At 69.7% G+C, this 17370-nt stretch carries 17 protein-coding genes; 9 read left to right on the forward strand and 8 right to left on the reverse strand.

Going from position 1 to position 17370, the window contains the following annotated elements; genetic code table 11:
* Nucleotides 1-55: 55 nt before the first annotated feature.
* Genes ACSHWB_RS40720 through ACSHWB_RS40740 form a run of 5 tightly spaced genes read left to right on the forward strand, consistent with a single transcriptional unit; the run spans nt 56 to nt 6510 of the window.
* Complete coding sequence (locus ACSHWB_RS40720) at nt 56-1423, forward strand: glycoside hydrolase family 43 protein (protein WP_439658652.1); 1368 nt, start codon at nt 56-58, stop codon at nt 1421-1423.
* An 11-nt stretch (nt 1424-1434) separates the two neighbouring features.
* Entirely contained in the window at nt 1435-2874 is a 1440-nt protein-coding gene (locus ACSHWB_RS40725) for a family 43 glycosylhydrolase (protein ID WP_439658653.1), read from the forward strand.
* A gap of 7 nt (nt 2875-2881) precedes the next feature.
* Nucleotides 2882-3829 carry an arabinan endo-1,5-alpha-L-arabinosidase gene (locus ACSHWB_RS40730; protein ID WP_439658654.1) on the forward strand — a complete coding sequence of 316 codons (948 nt, stop codon included), beginning with the start codon at nt 2882-2884 and terminating at the stop codon, nt 3827-3829.
* Between the two features lie 10 nt (nt 3830-3839).
* Nucleotides 3840-5306: a family 43 glycosylhydrolase gene (locus tag ACSHWB_RS40735; RefSeq protein WP_439658655.1), complete on the forward strand. Its 1467-nt coding sequence runs from the start codon at nt 3840-3842 to the stop codon at nt 5304-5306.
* A gap of 58 nt (nt 5307-5364) precedes the next feature.
* A complete protein-coding gene (locus tag ACSHWB_RS40740) occupies nt 5365-6510 on the forward strand; it encodes a hypothetical protein (RefSeq protein WP_439658656.1) in 1146 nt (381 codons plus the stop codon).
* A gap of 59 nt (nt 6511-6569) precedes the next feature.
* Here the strand turns inward: ACSHWB_RS40740 and ACSHWB_RS40745 are convergent, their stop codons facing one another.
* The 3 genes from ACSHWB_RS40745 to ACSHWB_RS40755 form a co-directional block, all read right to left on the reverse strand.
* Complete coding sequence (locus tag ACSHWB_RS40745) at nt 6570-7592, reverse strand: hypothetical protein (protein WP_439658657.1); 1023 nt, start codon at nt 7590-7592, stop codon at nt 6570-6572.
* Between the two features lie 29 nt (nt 7593-7621).
* Nucleotides 7622-8176 carry an RNA polymerase sigma factor gene (locus tag ACSHWB_RS40750; RefSeq protein ID WP_439658658.1) on the reverse strand — a complete coding sequence of 185 codons (555 nt, stop codon included), beginning with the start codon at nt 8174-8176 and terminating at the stop codon, nt 7622-7624.
* 64 nt (nt 8177-8240) lie between these two features.
* Complete coding sequence (locus tag ACSHWB_RS40755; RefSeq protein WP_439658659.1) at nt 8241-9221, reverse strand: helix-turn-helix transcriptional regulator; 981 nt, start codon at nt 9219-9221, stop codon at nt 8241-8243.
* Nucleotides 9222-9316: 95 nt separating this feature from the next.
* Here ACSHWB_RS40755 and ACSHWB_RS40760 point away from each other — a divergent pair, with 95 nt between their 5' ends.
* Nucleotides 9317-9688 carry a nuclear transport factor 2 family protein gene (locus ACSHWB_RS40760; protein WP_439658660.1) on the forward strand — a complete coding sequence of 124 codons (372 nt, stop codon included), beginning with the start codon at nt 9317-9319 and terminating at the stop codon, nt 9686-9688.
* 6 nt (nt 9689-9694) lie between these two features.
* On the opposite strand, the gene ACSHWB_RS40765 is transcribed toward ACSHWB_RS40760, so the two are convergent.
* Nucleotides 9695-10294 (reverse strand): TetR/AcrR family transcriptional regulator, encoded by a 600-nt coding sequence (locus tag ACSHWB_RS40765; protein ID WP_439658661.1) that lies wholly within the window; start codon nt 10292-10294, stop codon nt 9695-9697.
* A 274-nt stretch (nt 10295-10568) separates the two neighbouring features.
* Here ACSHWB_RS40765 and ACSHWB_RS40770 point away from each other — a divergent pair, with 274 nt between their 5' ends.
* The 3 genes from ACSHWB_RS40770 to ACSHWB_RS40780 are packed head-to-tail and all read left to right on the forward strand — an operon-like array spanning nt 10569 to nt 12984.
* On the forward strand, nt 10569-11633 hold the full coding sequence (locus ACSHWB_RS40770; RefSeq protein WP_439658662.1) for a cytochrome P450: 1065 nt from the start codon (nt 10569-10571) through the stop codon (nt 11631-11633).
* The gene (locus tag ACSHWB_RS40775) at nt 11630-11824 is read left to right on the forward strand and encodes a ferredoxin (protein WP_439658663.1); all 195 of its coding nucleotides are present in this window, start codon (nt 11630-11632) and stop codon (nt 11822-11824) included. The genes ACSHWB_RS40770 and ACSHWB_RS40775 overlap by 4 nt, the downstream gene beginning before the upstream one ends.
* Nucleotides 11824-12984, forward strand: a complete 1161-nt coding sequence (locus tag ACSHWB_RS40780; RefSeq protein WP_439658664.1) for an NAD(P)/FAD-dependent oxidoreductase — start codon at nt 11824-11826, stop codon at nt 12982-12984. Before ACSHWB_RS40775 ends, ACSHWB_RS40780 begins: the two co-directional genes overlap by 1 nt.
* A 12-nt stretch (nt 12985-12996) precedes the next feature.
* Here the strand turns inward: ACSHWB_RS40780 and ACSHWB_RS40785 are convergent, their stop codons facing one another.
* From ACSHWB_RS40785 to ACSHWB_RS40800, 4 genes are all read right to left on the reverse strand, one after another.
* Nucleotides 12997-13434 carry a nitroreductase family deazaflavin-dependent oxidoreductase gene (locus tag ACSHWB_RS40785; protein WP_439658665.1) on the reverse strand — a complete coding sequence of 146 codons (438 nt, stop codon included), beginning with the start codon at nt 13432-13434 and terminating at the stop codon, nt 12997-12999.
* A 124-nt stretch (nt 13435-13558) separates the two neighbouring features.
* On the reverse strand, nt 13559-13807 hold the full coding sequence (locus ACSHWB_RS40790) for a hypothetical protein (protein ID WP_439658666.1): 249 nt from the start codon (nt 13805-13807) through the stop codon (nt 13559-13561).
* Between the two features lie 19 nt (nt 13808-13826).
* A complete protein-coding gene (locus ACSHWB_RS40795) occupies nt 13827-14780 on the reverse strand; it encodes a glycoside hydrolase family 6 protein (protein ID WP_439658667.1) in 954 nt (317 codons plus the stop codon).
* 92 nt (nt 14781-14872) lie between these two features.
* On the reverse strand, nt 14873-17086 hold the full coding sequence (locus ACSHWB_RS40800; protein WP_439658668.1) for a glycoside hydrolase family 9 protein: 2214 nt from the start codon (nt 17084-17086) through the stop codon (nt 14873-14875).
* Between the last annotated feature and the right edge of the window lie 284 nt (nt 17087-17370).

The raw sequence follows: 17370 nt of genomic DNA on the forward strand, positions 1-17370 counted from the left end.
GCCATAGTGTTAACGCTCACACTCCGGAGCCTCCCCTGCCTCAAGGAGCCGGTCCATGCGTTTCACCCTGCCGCGCGTCCGCACTCTCCGAAGGCGCGTGCTGATCGCTGTCACAGCCGCGTTCGCCGCCGGGGCGAGTCTCGTCGGCACCGGACCGGTGGCTTCGGCCGCCGGTCCGGTGCCGCACTACCTGATGACCGCGTTCACGAACAGCAGCGAGTCGAACATGTACGTCTTCGACTCGGCGAACGCGACCGGCTTCACCCAGGTGACAGCCAACGCCTACACGCCGCCGTCGGGACTGATCCGGGATCCCAGCGTCCTGCGGCACACCGACGGCTACTACTACATCGTTCACACGACGAACTGGACGGGCGACACCATCGGCTTCGCCCGCAGCGCCGACTACGTGAACTGGACGTTCCTGCGCACCGTCCGGGTAGGACTCAACGGGGCCACCGGCAGCACGTGGGCGCCGGAGTGGTTCAAGGACTCCGACGGCAGCGTGCACGTGATCTTCTCCGCGTCCACGGGCGGAACGGCGGGACAGTTCCGCCCGTACCGGATCACCGCGACGAACGCGGACCTGTCTGCGTGGAGCAGCCCGGTCGCGCTCGGCATCCCGGCCAACTTCATCGACAGCTTCCTGGTCAAGGTCGGCGGGACGTACCACAACTTCCTCAAGAACGAGACCACGAAGTACGTCGAGCACGCCACCGCCACGTCGCTGAACGGGCCGTGGACCTTCGTCGGCACGGGCAACTGGGCGGGCTGGGGCTCGGGGCTCGAAGGGCCCGCGCTGGTGCGGCTGCCCGACGGCCGGTGGCGGATCTACTTCGACCAGTACGGCCAGCGGCGGTACTTCTACGCCGACAGCACGAACCTCGGCAGCTTCGGAGCCAAGGTCGAGCTGGCAGGGCTGTCCGGCGTCGCACGGCACTTCACCGTGCTGCGGGAGGACTCCGGCGACGGCACCGCGGTGGCCACGGGCACCCGGTCGCTGCGCTCGGCCAACCTCCCCGACCGGTACGCCCGCCACCGCGACAACCTCGGCTACGTCGAACCGGTCAGCTCGTCCAGCCCCCTGACGGCGCGCCAGGACGCGACGTTCACCGTCGTGGCGGGCCTGGCCAACGCGGGCTGCTACTCGCTGCGCTCGGTGAACTTCCCGGACCGCTACCTGCGGCACTACGACTTCCGCGTCCGGCTGGACACCAACAGCGGTGACGCGGTGTTCGCCCGCGACGCCACCTTCTGCGGCCGGGCAGGGCTCGCGGGCGGCGGGAGCACGTCGTTCGAGTCCTACTCCCACCCCGGCCGGTACCTGCGCCACCTGAACCACGAACTGCGCGTCGACTGGCGCACCCCCGACTCGGCGTTCGCCGGCGACGCGTCCTTCACCGTCACCGCGCCACTGGCCTGAAAGGACAGTCGATGAAGACGGTTCTCCTCCGCCTGGCCGCACTCGTGTTCGCCGCCGTCACCGTCGTGGCCGGATCGCCCGCACCGCAGGCGGGTGCGTCGCCCGCGGTGCGGTACACCAACCCGATCGCGGAACGGCGTGCCGACCCGCACGTCTTCAAGCACACCGACGGCTTCTACTACCTCACCGCGACCGTGCCGGAGTACGACCGGATCGTCCTGCGCCGCGCGACCACGATCCAGGGACTGGCCTCCGCACAGGAGACGGTGATCTGGCGCAAGCACTCCAGTGGCGAGATGGCCGCCCACATCTGGGCACCGGAGATCCACTTCATCAACGGGAGGTGGTACGTCTACTTCGCGGCGGGCCGCAGCGACGACATCTGGCGCATCCGGATGTACGTGCTGGAGACCTCGAGCGCCAACCCGCTGGCCGGAGGGTGGACCGAGCGCGGCCGCATCACGACCCCGTGGGACACCTTCTCCCTGGACGCCTCGACGTTCGTGCACAACGGGGTCCGCTACCTCACCTGGGCGCAGCAGGAACCGGGCATCTCCACGAACTCCAACGTCTACCTCGCCCGCATGGGCGCGAACCCGTGGACGATCACCGGCACGGTGACCCGGCTCGTGGTGCCGGCGCTCGCCTGGGAGACCCGCGGGTTCAAGGTGGCGGAGGGTCCGGCGGTGTTGCAGCGCAACGGAAAGGTCTTCCTGACCTACTCGGCCAGCGCCACCGACGCGAACTACTGCCTCGGCCTGCTGTCCGCGTCGGCGTCGGCGGACCTGCTCAACCCGGCGTCGTGGACCAAGAGCCCCAACCCCGTGTTCACCAGCAACGACGCGACCGGTCAGTACGGACCCGGCCACAACTCGTTCACGGTGTCCGAGGACGGCAGCAGCGACGTCATGGTCTACCACGACCGCAACTACCGGGACATCAGCGGCGACCCGCTCAACGACCCGAACCGCCGCACACGCGTGCAGAAGGTCTACTACAAGGCCGACGGCACACCGGACTTCGGCATCCCGGTCGCCGACGGACCGACGCCCGTCAGGCTCAGGTCCTACGCCGCCACCGACCGCTTCGTGCGGCACTGGGAGTACCGCGCGCGCATGGAGGCAGGCGTGGCCCCGCTGGCCGACTCCCAGTTCAAGCTCGTCACGGGGTTGACCGGTTCCGGCGCGGTGTCACTGGAGTCGGTCAACTTCCCCGGCTACTACCTGCGGCACCGCAACAACGAGCTGTGGGTCGAGCGCAGCGACGGCAGCACACTGTTCCGCAACGACGCCAGCTTCTCGCAACGCGCCGGGCTGGCCGCGAGCTCGGCCGTGTCGTTCGAGTCGGTCAACTTCCCCGGCCGCCACATCCGCGTCAGCAACGGGCTGCTGTACCTGCAGGCGGTCAGTGACGCGCAGGGACGGGCGGACGCGACGTTCGTGTTGGAGTGACGAGAGCATGAAGAAGATCGCACTGCTCGTGGCGGTGGTCCTGGCCACTGTCACGACCGCACCGCCCGCGTGGGCCTATCCCCTGCCGGGCCGGGTCACCGGTGACATCAGCGTGCACGACCCGAGCGTGGTCAAGCGCTCCGACGGCAGCTACCTGGTGGCGCACACCGGCCCCAACGTCGCGCTCAAGACCTCCGCCGACCGGATCGCGTTCCGCAACGCGGGTTCCGCCTTCCCCGGTGGCGCGTCGTGGACCACGCCCTACACCGGCGGTGGCACCAACCTCTGGGCACCTGATCTGTCCTATCGCGACGGACGGTACTGGCTGTACTACTCGGCTTCGACGTTCGGCTCGAACCGGTCGGCGATCTTCCTCGCCACCAGCACCAGCGGCGACTCCGGCACGTGGACCCACCGCGGCCTGGTCGTCGAGACCCGGACCTCGGACGACTTCAACGCCATCGACCCGGATCTCGTCGTGGACGACCAGGGCCGCTGGTGGCTGAGTTTCGGCTCGTTCTGGTCCGGCATCAAGATGGTCGCGCTGAACCCGTCCACCGGCCTGCGGTCCGACTCGGTCGTCCGCTCCATCGCGAGCAGGAACGGCGGCGCGATCGAGGCGCCGAACATCGTCAGACGCGGCGGCTACTACTACCTCTTCGTCTCGTTCGACCTGTGCTGCCGGGGCGCGTCCAGCACCTACCGGGTGATGGCCGGCCGTTCGAGCAGCGTCACCGGCCCCTACGTCGCCCGCAACGGCACCGCCCTGAACTCCGGCGGTGGCACGGAGATCCTGGCCGGTCAGGGCAGCGTGCACGGGCCGGGGCACCAGGACGTCCTCGCCGACGTCGACGGCGACCTCCTCGTCTACCACTACTACACGGACACCGGCGCGTCGCGGCTCGGCATCAACCTGCTGGCCTTCGACTCCGCGGGCTGGCCGTTCCTGCGCTAGGGAGCAGACCTTGACCTCGATCAACTCGCGTGGCACCGTCCTGGCCGCCACCGTCTCCCTGCTGATCGGCCTCACCACCGCCGTCCCGGCAGTGGCCGCCGCCGCGGTCGTGGACACCAGCGCGTCGTACGCGTTGGTCAACCGCAACAGCGGCAAGGCGTTGGACGTCTACGAACTGTCCACTGCGGACGGAGCGCGGATCTCGCAGTACGCGCGCAACGACGGCGCGTGGCAGCAGTGGCAGTTCGTCGACTCCGGCGGCGGCTACTACCGGGTGAGGTCCCGGCACAGCGGCAAGGTCCTGGACTTCAGCTCGACCGCGGACCGGGCGGGGCTCGTGCAGACGACCGACGCAGGCCGCACCGGGCAGCAGTTCCGGCTGGCGGACTCGCCGGACGGGCACGTGCGGCTGGTCAGCCGTGCGAGCGGCAAGGCGGTCGACGTCCTCGACTTCTCCTCCGCCAACGGCGCGCAGGTGATCCAGTGGCCCGACACCGGCGGCACGAACCAGCAGTGGCGGCTGGTGAGGATCGGCGCCCCCGGCAACGTCACCAACCCGATCAAGGGCAGCGGCCCCGACCCGTGGCTGCAGTTCCACAACGGCTACTACCACCTGGCCACCACGACGTGGAACTCCACGATCACCATGCGCCGCTCCCGCACGCTGGCGGGTCTGTCGAGCGCGGCGGACACCGTGGTGTTCACCCTGTCAGGCCGACCCAACGGGTGCTGCAACATGTGGGCGCCGGAGTTCCACCTGCTGAACGGCCGCTGGTACCTCTACTACGTCGCCGGGCAGAACGTCTCCGACTACAACCCCACGCAGCGCCTGCACGTGCTGGAGAGCGCGGGCACCGACCCGATGGGCCCGTACACGTTCAAGGCGGACCTGGGCAGCACCTGGGAGCTCGACCCGAGCATCCTGCAGCACAACGGGAAGCTGTACCTGATGGGCAGCGCGATGGACGGCACCCAGAGCCTGACCATCACCCCGCTGTCGAACCCCTACACGATCAGCGGTGCGCGGCGCACCATCTCGCAGCCCACCCTGGCGTGGGAGCGGCAGACCGCGCCGGTCAACGAGGGCGCGGAACCGTTGTACCGCAACGGCCGCACCATGATCGTGTACTCGGCCAGCGCCTGCTGGGGCCCCGACTACAAGCTCGGCCTGCTCACCCTCACCGGGTCCGATCCGCTCAACCGCGCGCATTGGACGAAGTCGCCCAACCCTGTTTTCCAGCGCGACGACGCCCACGGGGTGTTCGGTCCCGGCCACAACGGTTTCTTCAAGTCCCCTGACGGCTCCGAGGACTGGATCGTCTACCACGGCAACACGAGCGCGTCGGCCGGTTGCGGCATGGAACGGTCCACGCGCGCGCAGAGGTTCACCTGGAACTCGGACGGCACCCCGAACTTCGGCACCCCGGTCCCGCTCGGTGCGCAGCTCCCCGCGCCGTCGGGCGAACCGGCCGGGTGATCTCCGGCAGGACAGCACGCACCCCTCCGCCGCCGCACCCACCGAAAGGAGATCTCGCATGCTCTCGACAAGATGGCGCATCGGCGCGGCAGTGGCGGTGGCGGCCGTGCTCGGAGGTCTCGCACCTGCCACCGCCACGCCGCGGATCATGGCCTGCGGTGACCTGACGTTCAACGCCGAGGCGGTGCTGAACGGTGGCACGTGGACCTCCCGCAACGGCAGCCGGACCGTCTACACCGGCGCCGACATGCGGTCCGCCGTCCAGGCCGCCGTGAACAGCCTCTCCAGCGGACGCACCTCGAAGCAGTGGGTCGTGGTGCGCGGCAGCGGGTCGATCGGCGCGGACTCGCGGATCTCGTTGCCCAGCTACACCGGCATCGACGTCTGCGGCACGGTCAACGTGACCGGCACCGGCTCCGGCGACCAGGCCCCGATCTACTCCAGGGGCACGCGCGACGTCGAGGTGCGCCACCTCAGCGTGACGGGCCGTCCGCTGTACGGGATCTTCCTGCGCAACGTCGACAACGTCGTGCTCGGGCAGATCGACCTGCGGCTGTCCGGCGGCCTCGGTGTGCGCGTCGACAACCGCGGCGACACCAGCGTCCGCAGCCGCAACATCAGGATCGACACCGTCTTCGCGTCCGGCGCGAGCAGCCACGCCGTCGAGACCTACGGCGTGGACGGCCTCACGGTCGGCACGGTGACCGCTCGCAACGTCGGCGAGTCCGGGTTGCTGCTCAACGACACCATCAACGCCACCGTCGGCACGGTCGACGCGGAGAACGCGGGCGCCGGCACCGGGTACGCGGCGTTCCGCACCGCCAACCGCAACGGCCGCATCGGCACCGGCTACCCCACCAACATCCGGGTCGGCACGGTCCGCGCCCGCGGCGGCGGCCGCGGCGTGTTCTGCGTGTCCGAGAGCGGCGGTCTGACCATCGACCGGATCGACCTCGCGAACACCGGCAACAACGCGGTCCTGATCGAGAACTGCACCAACGTGACCCTCGCGGCGCAGAGCGGCACGGTGACCGGCGGCGGTGAGATCCGGCTGGCCGCGCGCTCGGAGTTCCCGAACAACCGCGACATCACCGTGCAGAACCTGACGGTGACGAACTCGTCGGTGCGCGAGAGCCCCTGCGGGACCAACACGACGTTCCGCAACCTCACGCTGAACAACAGCTCTTCGAACGTCTGCGCCTGAACATCGTCCTGGGAGGACCGACGTGATCTCGGCCCTCCCAGGACGTTCCGGCGCGACGATCAGATCTTGCCCGCCACCACGTCGGCGAGGTTCACGCGCGACGACTCGTACTTCACCATCGACGGCTTCGACGGGTCGGCCGAGTTCTTGTCGGGGACGACCTCCGAGCTGAACGGCAGGCCGTTGTCGGCGTTGACGGTGATCACCTGCGACCCTCCGCCGCCCTGGATGGCCGGGCCGCCGGTGAGGGTCAGCGCGCGCTGACCGCCCACGCTGGTCTCGCCGACGGTCACGTCCTTCATGGTCGCGAGCAGCTTCAGCACACCCGAGCGGACCTCGGCGTTGGCGGCGCCGACGAACAACGCGTACGTGGTGTTGCTCCACAGGTGGTTGCCGATGAGGTTCTCGAGTTCCGCACCCGTCGGGCGTGGCCTGGGGGCGGGCACCGGCTTGCCGTGCTCGCGGAACGTCTCGGCGACCTCTGCCTGGGCGTCCGCCCAGGCCTTGTCCGCCTCGGCGGGGCTCAGGCCGATTCCCAGGAAGTTGCCGGCGGCGGTGACCATCGCGGTCCGCGCCTTCTCCACGTCACCGGTCGCGGCGAGGCGGGCCGCGGCCATCACCTTGCCGTCGAACGGGCGGGCGCCGTCGTCGTTCTTGCCGGCCGTGGCCGCCAGGGTCCGCACCGAGTCCCCGGTGAACACCTGGCCCTTGTCGGTGTAGACGGTGTAGACGACGTACAGCGAGCCGTCCGGCGCGACCTTCTTGGTGATGACCAGCGACGAGTCACCGGGCTGCGCGGCGGCCGTGATGTCGGAGGCCAGCTTCACCAGCGGCGACTCGACCACCACCTGCGGGGCCGCGACGGAGGGTCCGGCCGGGACGGTGCCGCCGGTCGTGCCCAGCACCACGGCCACCGCGACGGCTGCCGCGCCGACCGCCGCGACGCTGACCCTCGGCCAGGAGAACCAGCGCTTCGGTCGCACGACCGCGGCCACGGGTTCGGTCATCGCCGTGTGCAGCGCCGTGCGGGCACGGTCATAGGCCTCCGGACTCGGAGTCGGCACTTCACGCAGATTCTTCATCAGGTCCATTTCATCCATGGGGTGTCTTTTCACGTTGTCGGGACTTGCAGCAGCGCGGCCACCTCGGGGGTCTCACGCAACGTCTTGCGCGCCTGGTGCAGCAGGCGCCGGGCCGTGCCCGCGGGGATCTCGAGCACTCGCCCTGCCTCCGCGACGGTCAGGTCCTCCCAGGCGACCAGGCCCAGCACTTCCCGTTCCTCCGGTTTGAGGCGGGCCAGTGCCCTGCGCAGCGGGGCCTGCGTGTCCACGCGGGCGTCCACCTCCGGCCAGGGGTCCCAGTCGCTCGCCAGGCGCGTCAGGTCCGGCGCCGGGTCCTCGGCCGGTTCCGACCGCCAGTGCCGTCGCAACCTGTTCAGCGCGACGCCGTACAACCAAGGCCTGGCCTCGGGATACGAACTGTCGTAGTTCGCACGGGACTCGTAGGCCGCCACCCACACGTCGCCGAGGACGTCCTCGGCGGCCTGCCGCCCCACCCTGCGCGCGAGGTAGTTCCCGATCGCGGTCTCGTGGCGACTGATCACCTCGACGAAGGCGTTGGTGTCTCCGCGCAGCGATCTGTCGATCAGTTCCGCGTCTGACGACATGAAGCTCCTCGGGGTTTCTGCTTCTCCCTTGCACCCCGTCTTTGCCAACGCGCGCCGAAAGCGTTCAGGTTGCTTCGCCGTGCGACGAACGTCGCTGCTCGTAGAGGTCGGCGATCGCCCTGGCCTGCCGGGCGAGGGCCTCGCGCGCCTCGTCCGGGGCGAGCACCTCTACGCCGGGGCCGAAGGCGAGCAGGGTCTCGACGGCGCGCAGGGAACGGAAGCGCAGTCCGACCTCGCTCCAACCGGGTTTGTGCGGCACGGGAGGCTCGGCGAGGTCGCCCTGGTGCACGCGCAGGAACAGCGCCAGGACGTCGTCCTGCACGAGCGCGGTGACGGCCACCAGCGTCGGCAGGTCGTCGATGCGGCGGCGCAGGGCCTCCCACGCGTCGTCGAGCTCCACACCGTCGCGGCGCTGGACGGGTTCGCCGAGGACGGTGGCCGACTGCGCCCGGTCGAGGCGGTAGAGGCGGGGTTCGCCCTGGTGGTCGGCGACCAGGTACCAGACGCCTGCCTTGTTGACGAGGCCGTACGGATCGACCGTGTAGGTGCGCACCCGGTTGTCGCGGCCGTGCCGGTAGCGCAGCTCCAGCCGCAGGTCCGCGAACACGGCCCGTTGGTAGACCTCCAGGTCCGAGGCCCCGGGAGCGCCGCGCCAGCGAACGGGGTCGATCAGCACGCGCCTGCTGGTCAGGTCGGCGCCGTCGCGGTGCGGGACGGGCAGCGCGGCCATGACCTTGCGCAGCGCGGAACCGAGGGCCTGGCCGAGCCCAAGCTCGGCGTGCGCGGAACCGGTCAGCACCACGAACAGGGCGCGGGACTCGTCGGCGGTCAGGCCCGTGACGTCCGTGTGGTAGCCGGGCAGCAGCGCGATGCCGCCCTGAGGACCGCGCACGGTGTAGACGGGCACGCCTGCCGTGGACAGGGCCTCGACGTCGCGCATGATCGTGCGCGCGGAGACCTCCAGCCGTCCGGCCAGCGCGGCCGCGGACAGCTGCCCGTGGGTCTGCAGGAGCAGCAGGATCGAGAGCAGGCGGTCGGACCTCATGTCCTCAAATCTCCTCCACGTACATGACAGGAGGTGACATATATCCCCGACGACACTCTGGTCATCGAGTCACCTCCGGAGAGGAACCACCAGTCATGACCACCATCACCGGTGCCGCACAGACGATCGCCGGCGAGTACGTCCGGGCCTGGACCAGCGGCGACGCCGAGAAGGCGCTGAGCCTCGTGGCCGACGACGTCGTGTGCGACGCCCCCAGCGGACGGATCGAGGGCATCGACGGCTACCGGCGGTTTCTGGCGCCGTTCGTGGGCACGCTCGTCAAGGGAGAGGTCCTCGACGTGCTCGGCCACGACACCCGCGCCGTCACCGTCTACTCCGTCGATCTACCGTTCGTGCAGAACCTCCACGGCGCCGAGTACCTCACCGTCACCGACGGCAAGATCAGCCACGTGATCAGCGTGTTCGACATGTCGCCCATGCTCAAGGCGCGCGCCGCGCAGAGCTGACCGAGGTCAGCCGGCGGGGGTGGGAAACGGGATCGCCTTGGTGCGCAACAGTTCCAGCGTGTCGCGGGTGATGTCCGCGACCTCCACCCCGCCGGCGTTCGCGGTCCACGTCTGCACGACGACCTCGATCACGTTCATGGTGCCCGCGGCGGTCAGCGCGGCGTGCAACACGTCCCCGGTGCCGCCCTCGCGGCGCAGGATCTCCCCTGCCAGCCGCTGCCGCCAGCTCCAGCACAGGTCGGCCAGGCCCGCCCGCAGGCCCGTGGTCTTGTCGAAGATGTCGTACAGGGCGAGCAGACGGGCCGGGTTCGCCCTGATCGTCCGCTCGACGCTGTCGATGACGGCGTAGAGCGCCTCGGACAGCGGCGTCTCGTCGGACTGGGCGAGGAAGGCGTCCATCGCCGCGTCCAGGCCGTTCTCCACGAAGCTGACCACCAGCGCCTCTTTGGTGGCGTAGTAGCGGTACAGCGTGCGGGTGCCGACCTCGGCCGCGGCGGCGATCTGCTCGATCGTGGTGGCGTCGTACCCCTGCTCGACGAACAGGTCGAACGCCGACTCGGCGATGAACCGCCGCGTGCGTTCCATCTTCGTCTCGCGCAAGCCCACAGCGCCCTCCCTGCCCCGGTCTCCCGCGAACCGTAGCACTGCCACTTGGCAGTAACTGCCATATGACACGCAGTTGCGGCACTCCATGTCATCTGGCAGTCTCGGTCACATGACAGCGACTGCCAAATTAGCTCCCGGCTTCCCCACCGCACGCGACTCCGGCTGCCCGTTCGACCCGCCCGCCGAGTACAAGGAGCTGCGCGCCCAGGAGGGAACGGCGTCGCTGGCGTGTCCGGTCGGCGTCGAGGCCCGCGTCGTCAGCCGCTACGCCGACGTGCGCGCGGCGCTGAGCGACCCCAACCTCAGCTCGCACGCGGCACCGTCCACGCACGTCGTGGCGGGTGGCCTGCTCGACCGCCCGGTGGCGCCCGGCAGCCTGCTGAACATGGACGGCGCCGGCCACGCGCGGCTGCGTCGCCTGCTGACGCCGGAGTTCACCGTCAAGCGGATCCAGGCCATGCGCCCGTACATCCAGGGCCTGGTCGACGACCACCTGGACGCACTGCTGGCCCGCACCGGCCCGGTCGACCTGGTCGCGGACTTCGCGCTGCCGATCCCGTCCCTGGTGATCTGCGAGCTGCTGGGCGTCGACTACGCCGACCGCGACCGGTTCCAGGAGCAGACCGCGGTGCTCATCGGCACCAACAGCGACCCCGCCGCGCTCGAGCAGGCCAACCTCGAGGTCGTCGGGTTCATGACGCAGCTCGTGCTGACCAAGCTGGCGGCACCGGGCGACGACCTGCTGGGCAGGCTGATCGTGCGAGCCCGGGAAAGTGGCCAGGAGCTGTCGGTCGAGGAACTGGTGACCCTGGGCATCACGCTGCTGATCGCCGGGCACGAGACCACCGCGAACATGATCGGCCTCAGCACGCTGGCACTGCTGCGCCAGCCGGACCAGCTGGCCGCGCTGCGGGCCGACCCCGGCCTCGCGGGCACCGCCGTCGACGAGATGCTGCGGTACCTGTCGATCGTGCAGTTCGGCGTCCTGCGGCAGGCCACCGGCGACGTGACGATCGGCGACGAGACGATCAAGGCAGGCGAGTGGCTCGTGGCCGCGCTGTCCGCCGGCAACCGCGACGAGTCGGTGTTCCCCGACCCCGACCGCATCGACCTGGGGCGCGAGGCGACCGCGCACCTGGCGTTCGGCTACGGCATCCACCAGTGCCTCGGCCAGCAGCTGGCCAGGGTCGAGCTGCAGGAGGTGTTCGCCCGCCTGCACCAGCGCATCCCGACCCTGCGGCTCGCCGTGCCGTTCGAGGAGATCGAGTTCAAGGACGACGCGCTGGTCTACGGCGTGCGCTCGTTGCCTGTCACCTGGGACGGAGCTGACAACCGATGAAGGTCCGCATCGACGTGGACGCCTGCGTGGGCGCGGGCCAGTGCGTGCTCGCGGCACCGGACGTGTTCGACCAGCGCGACGAGGACGGCATGGTGGTCCTGCTGCTGGAGTCGCCGCCCGCCCACCTCGAAGCGGCCACGGAGCACGCCGCCCTGCTGTGCCCGGCGCTGGCGATCGTGGTGGACAAGTAGTGGGGCACCTCGAACGGGTGGTCGTCGTCGGCGCTTCGGCGGCAGGCGTCACCACCGCCGAGACGCTGCGCCGCGAGGGCTACACCGGCAGGCTCACCCTGGTCGGCGACGAGAAGGCGCTCCCCTACGACCGCCCGCCACTGTCCAAACAGGTCCTGGCGGGCACCTGGGACCCCTCGAAGACGTTGCTGCGCCCCGATTCCGCGTATGTCGAATCCGACATCGAGCTGAAACTCGGCAGCGCGGCGACCGGCCTCGACCTCGCTCGGCGCACGGTGGCGCTGTCGAGCGGCGAGGAGATCGGCTACGACGCGCTGGTGATCGCCACCGGCACGAGCCCGCGTTCGTTGCCGTTCGGCCATGATCTGGCCGGCGTGCACGTGCTGCGGACCATCGACGACGCACTGGCGTTGCGCAGCGACCTCCTGCGGTCGTCCTCGGTGGTGGTCGTCGGCGCAGGCTTCCTCGGTACTGAAGCCGCGGCGTCGGCCCGTCGGCTGGGCCTGGACGTGACGGTGGTCGACCCGCTGCCACTCCCCCTGGTCCGCCAGTTCGGCGATCGGGTCGCCACGGCGATCGCCGAACTCCACGAGGAAGAGGGGGTGCGGCTGCTGGCCGGAGTCGGAGTGGCCGCACTGCACGGCTCGGTCGCGGTGTCGGGCGTCGAACTGACCGACGGAACCGTGCTGCCGGCGGACGTCGTGCTGGTCGCGATCGGCGCCGCGCCCGCCACCGCCTGGCTGGACGGCTCCGGCGTGCCGGTGGACGACGGCGTGGTGTGCGACGCCACCTGCCGCGCGGCCGAGGGCGTGTACGCCGCCGGCGACGTGGCCCGCTGGTTCAACCCCCACTTCGGCGGCCTGATGCGGGTCGAGCACCGGATGAACGCCACCGAGCAGGGCATGGCCGTGGCCCGCACCCTGCTCGGCGCACGGACGCCGTTCGCCCCGGTGCCGTACTTCTGGACCGACCAGTTCGACGCGAAGATCCAGGCGTACGGCGTGTTCCCGGCCGGGGCGGAGATGGTGGTCGCCCACGGCGGGATCGCCGAGCGGAAGTTCGTGGCGCACTACCTGGTGCAGGGCCGGGTCGTCGGCGTGCTGGGCTGGAACATGGCCCGGCAGCTGCGTCAGGACCGGCAGCTGATCCTGCCGGCGTGACCTCCGCGCCGTTCAGACCTCCGGCGTCAGCACGAAGATGGGCATCTTCCGGGTGGTGTTCTTCTGGTACTCGGCGTAGTCCGGCCACGCCTCCACCGCACGCTGGAACCACGTGTCGTACTCGGCACCGTCGACCTCGCGTGCCGTGTAGTCCTTCTTCACCGGGCCGTCCTGCAGCTCGACGTGCGGGTGCCCGACGAGGTTGAAGTACCAGACCGGATGCTTGGGAGCACCACCCAGCGACGCCACGACGGCGTACTCACCGTCGTGCTCGACCCGCATCAGGGGCGTCTTGCGGAGCTTGCCGCTCTTGGCGCCCAACGAGGTCAGCACGATCACCGGCCTGCCCCGGTTGTCCGTGCCCTCGGTCCCGCCGGACCGTTCGATCAGCTCCACCTGCTCGCGGGCCATGTCGAACGTGCTCGGTACGTACTCACCGGTCAAAGGCATGTTCGTGTCCTTAGTCGTGACGCGATCCCTACGAAGCGGACTATACCCCGGTTTTCGGGGAGGTACCCGTGGAGCGTCGGACGGCCAGGAGCACTTCGGGTGTTGAACAGCCGGACTTACTCGATCAGCCGGCTCGGCAGGAACGTGTGGGGTCGGTCGGGTGCCGCGACCAGAGCAGGTCCGACCGCACCTCACCGGTCAGCGTCCCTGCGAGGAACTCCGCGCACCCCATCTCGAAGTGCTCCCACTCCTCGCCGCGGGCCTCGGACCATCGAGCAACGCCGGCTTGGCCACCCCCGTACCGCTCGACCAGTCGGCGGTAGTCGCTAGGCAAGGCCGTCCGCAGTGCGCGGACGGCCTCCTCCCAGTCCAACTCATGACCCTCGAGTTCGTCAGGTTCCGTTGATCAACCGAATCGCCAGATCCGGGTTGAACGTCCCAGCAGGAGTACCGGGCGCGATCCCGCAGGGTCCATCCGACACACCGGGCGTCTTCACCCACAACACCATGTCGGCCCCACCACCGGCCTGAGCCGCGACCCCGAGCTTCGCCCCGGCCGGGTTGCACCAGCCGTTCGGATCGGAGTTGCGGCCGTTGGCGTTGCGGCTGGTGTCGACCACGAACGGCCTCGCGGCGGGCAGGAAGCTGTTCACCGCGCCGGCGTAGCTGATCGACTGGCTGGTCGTGTAGTAGTTCGACACGTTGACCGAGAACCCGCGGATGTTGGCCACGCCGGCTTCGTTCAGCCGGTACGCCATGGTCGACGGGGTGCCCCAGCCGGCGTTGCCCGCGTCGAGGTAGGCGTAGGTGTTGGGGGCCTTGGCCTTGAGTTGTTCGGTGGCGTACTTCAGCAGGCCCGCCATCTCGTCGCGCTGTGCCTGGGTCAGGCAGCCGTAGGCGGCGAGCGCGTCCGGTTCGATGATCACCACGGCCGGCTTGGTGCCGATGCCGGCCGCGAAGCCCGAGATCCAGGTCCGGTAGGCCGACGCGCTGCCGGCGCCGCCGCCCGAGTGGCCGCCGCACGCGTCCCTGTTGGGGATGTTGTAGGCGACGAGGACCGGCAGTTTGTCCTGGCCGTCGGCCGCGCCCGCGTAGTCGGCCACGGTCGAGCCGATGGTGGCGTCGTTGCCGAACCAGCGGGCGATCGGCTTCGAGCCGATCGAGGACTGGATCCGGGACGACCTGGAGTCACTCGGGTTGGTGCGCGCCCAGGTTGCGGGCGCGGAGTTGGGGTTGACGTAGAAGCCGCTGGTCAGGTCCAGCGGGCTGGCTGCTGTGGCATGGGTTGCGGGTGACAGCAACATGACCGCGCAGACGGCGACCGCGGAACGGGTTATCCACCGCACTGTGGATCTCCTCTCGGATGGGGACCGTTCTCACCCATCACCCCGGCCCGCACGGCGGTGTGCGGGCGGGGGCGGTGGGAGTTGTCAGGGGGTCAGCGGCTGTCGGCGAACGCCGCGACCCAGGCGAGGGCCGAGTTCCAGTTGACGGCGACCTCGTTGGTGGACCACGAACCCAGCTCGTCGAGGTAGCACTTCGCGGGGGCGCAGCCCGGCAGGTTCTGCTGGGCCACGGGGTCCTGCAGGCCGGAGTTCGGGCCGCCGGCGAGTGAGCCCGCAGGCGGGTTGGGCAGGCGGGCGTCGACCTGGTTGGCCCAGTGGCGGTGGTGCTGGTTCTTGCTGGCCTTCTCGCCGTAGCCGCTGATGAACGACTGGTTGAGGCCGTTGCGGCCGAGCAGGTAGTCCATCGACTCGATCACGGCGTCGCTGTACTTGCGGTCGAACGTGGTGTCGTAGGCCATCGCCATGATCATCGACGCGGTGAGCGTGGCGCTGGTCGAACCCCAGGCGTACTGGCCGTCGGCCGGCTTGGACGGGTTCGGGTAGCCCTGCGACCTCAGGTCGCGCAGGTGGCCGTCGGCGACGTTGATGAGCCGCGCGCGGGCGGTGATCACGCGGTCCAGCGGGAACTTCAGCGGCAGGCGCATGATCGTGAGATCGGCGAGCGCGCCGGTGTCCTTCCAGGAGAACCCTGCCGCGGTCAGCTTCGTGGTGACCTTGTTCAGGTACTCGCGCTTGCCGGTCGTCGCGTAGAGCTCGGCGCCGGCCCAGCTGAACTCGTCGGTGACGTTGGTGTCGTCGTAGGCACCGCCGCCGACGCCGTCCTCCCGCGGGGCGTACTTCGCGGGGTTGGCCAGCGCGGCCTTCCACGCCGTCTCGGCCGCGGCCAGGCACTTGTCGGAGAACGCACGGTCCCAGATCCGGTAGACGCGGGCGCACTGGGCGCCGGCGGCGGCGAGGTTCAGCGTGGCGGCCGTCGAAGGGGCGTGCAGGTAACGCGGCTGCGGGTCGTTGCCCGGCAGCATCGGGTGCGCGGTCCAGGCGAGGTCGTGGATCTTGTGGTGCGCCATGCCCGCGAGCGGCTTGCCCGCAGGCACCTGCATCTTCAGCAGGAACTCCATCTCCCAGCGCGCCTCGTCGAGTACGTCGGGCCGCCTGTTGTCCTGCTCGGGAATGGACAGCAGGCCGTCGCGGAAGCCCTCGACGTCGAACGTGTACAGCGAGCGCTCGTAGGTGTCCATCAGCTGCCATGCGGCCAGAGCGCCGTTGACGACGTACTTGCCGTGGTCACCCGCGTCGTACCAGCCGCCGCTCACGTCGAGCGAGTAGTCGCACTCCCCCGGCAGGCACGGCACGGAGATGTCGCCCTTGTTCGGCGCCACACCGACGTGGCCCGCCGGTCGCGCGTAGGCGTCGCCGACGTACTTCGCCTCGATCGGGATGCCGCTGCGGTTGTGGTAGAAGTACGCGAGCGAGTCGCGTCGCAGCTGGTCGTAGGGCTTGTCGGTGATGTCGAACGGGTAGCCGGCCTGGTCGCCGACGGTCAGGCTGTAACCGCTTCCAGCCTTCTTGTACGACGAGAAGTCGGCGATGTGCACGTCGTCGCGCGTCATCGCGTCCAGGCCCTTGACCTGCGTCTTCCCCGTCTGCACGACCACACCGGCGGCGTCGCGCAGCTGCCAGTCGAGCGGCGTGGTGGACGAGGAGACGATCGAGGCGCGCTTGGTGCCGGCGGTGGGGTAGGCGTGCTGGTTGGTGCGCACCGGCGAGCCGTAGTCCCAGCCACCACCGGGCGGCACGATCCCGCCGGTCAGCGACACGTCGTCGATGCACAGCGTGAACGGCTCCGCGGACACCGCTCCCGCCTGGATCGCGACCTGACCACCGGTGCGGGTGGCCACTGTGGACGTACCGGTGAACTCAAACGTCTTGGGAGTACTGGTGAGCGCGGCCGCCTTGTTGAGCACCGTGGTGTTCGGCGCGACGCCGAGCGCGACCGCCGCCCGCACCGTGACGTTCTTCGTCGCGGTCGCGGTGAAGCGCAGCGTGTAGGGCTGGCCTGCCTCGAGCGGGATGTCGTTCTGGCCGATCATCGCGGTCCACGGGTTGGCCGTGCCGCCGGGGATCTGCGCGCAGAGCCGGCCGTCGACCACTGTGGACGGAGCGATTCCGCTGCTCCACCAAGGAGTCTTCACGGTGTCGAACTTGCCGTTGAGCACGCGCTCGTAGGCGTCGGCGGCAGTCGCCGGCGTCACGAAACCTGCGAGGAGCACGAGCGGAAGGCCGGTTGCCACCAGCCTGGTCTTCACGGACATACCGGAGCCCTTTACAAGTCGAAGGTCTCCCGGCGGGACCGCAGCGTCGAGCGAATGTTCACCCACCCGACCCCGTGTGTCAACGATCCCGCGTCATCGAAATGTGACCGGCGCTACCTCTTCACATCCGGATGGCCTCGTGGTTACAGTCCTGTAAGCGCTCACAGTCTCCCCCGACCCCGATGGGCGCACACCGGCCGAAGCCGCAGCGTCGCAGCAGGTGAACGGTGTTCCAGTGGTCTGAAAACTAACCAGTTCCAAGTGTTAGCGCTTGCAGA

This window comes from Lentzea sp. HUAS TT2 (assembly GCF_051853195.1).
In the GTDB taxonomy this organism is placed as follows: domain Bacteria; phylum Actinomycetota; class Actinomycetes; order Mycobacteriales; family Pseudonocardiaceae; genus Lentzea.

Coding starts and splice junctions, on each gene's coding strand:
- ACSHWB_RS40720 (WP_439658652.1), top strand. CDS start 56: ATGCGTTTCACCCTGCCGCGCGTCCGCACTCTCCGAAGGCGCGTGCTG.
- ACSHWB_RS40725 (WP_439658653.1), top strand. CDS start 1,435: ATGAAGACGGTTCTCCTCCGCCTGGCCGCACTCGTGTTCGCCGCCGTC.
- ACSHWB_RS40730 (WP_439658654.1), top strand. CDS start 2,882: ATGAAGAAGATCGCACTGCTCGTGGCGGTGGTCCTGGCCACTGTCACG.
- ACSHWB_RS40740 (WP_439658656.1), top strand. CDS start 5,365: ATGCTCTCGACAAGATGGCGCATCGGCGCGGCAGTGGCGGTGGCGGCC.
- ACSHWB_RS40745 (WP_439658657.1), bottom strand. CDS start 7,592: ATGAAGAATCTGCGTGAAGTGCCGACTCCGAGTCCGGAGGCCTATGAC.
- ACSHWB_RS40750 (WP_439658658.1), bottom strand. CDS start 8,176: ATGTCGTCAGACGCGGAACTGATCGACAGATCGCTGCGCGGAGACACC.
- ACSHWB_RS40755 (WP_439658659.1), bottom strand. CDS start 9,221: ATGAGGTCCGACCGCCTGCTCTCGATCCTGCTGCTCCTGCAGACCCAC.
- ACSHWB_RS40760 (WP_439658660.1), top strand. CDS start 9,317: ATGACCACCATCACCGGTGCCGCACAGACGATCGCCGGCGAGTACGTC.
- ACSHWB_RS40775 (WP_439658663.1), top strand. CDS start 11,630: ATGAAGGTCCGCATCGACGTGGACGCCTGCGTGGGCGCGGGCCAGTGC.
- ACSHWB_RS40785 (WP_439658665.1), bottom strand. CDS start 13,434: ATGCCTTTGACCGGTGAGTACGTACCGAGCACGTTCGACATGGCCCGC.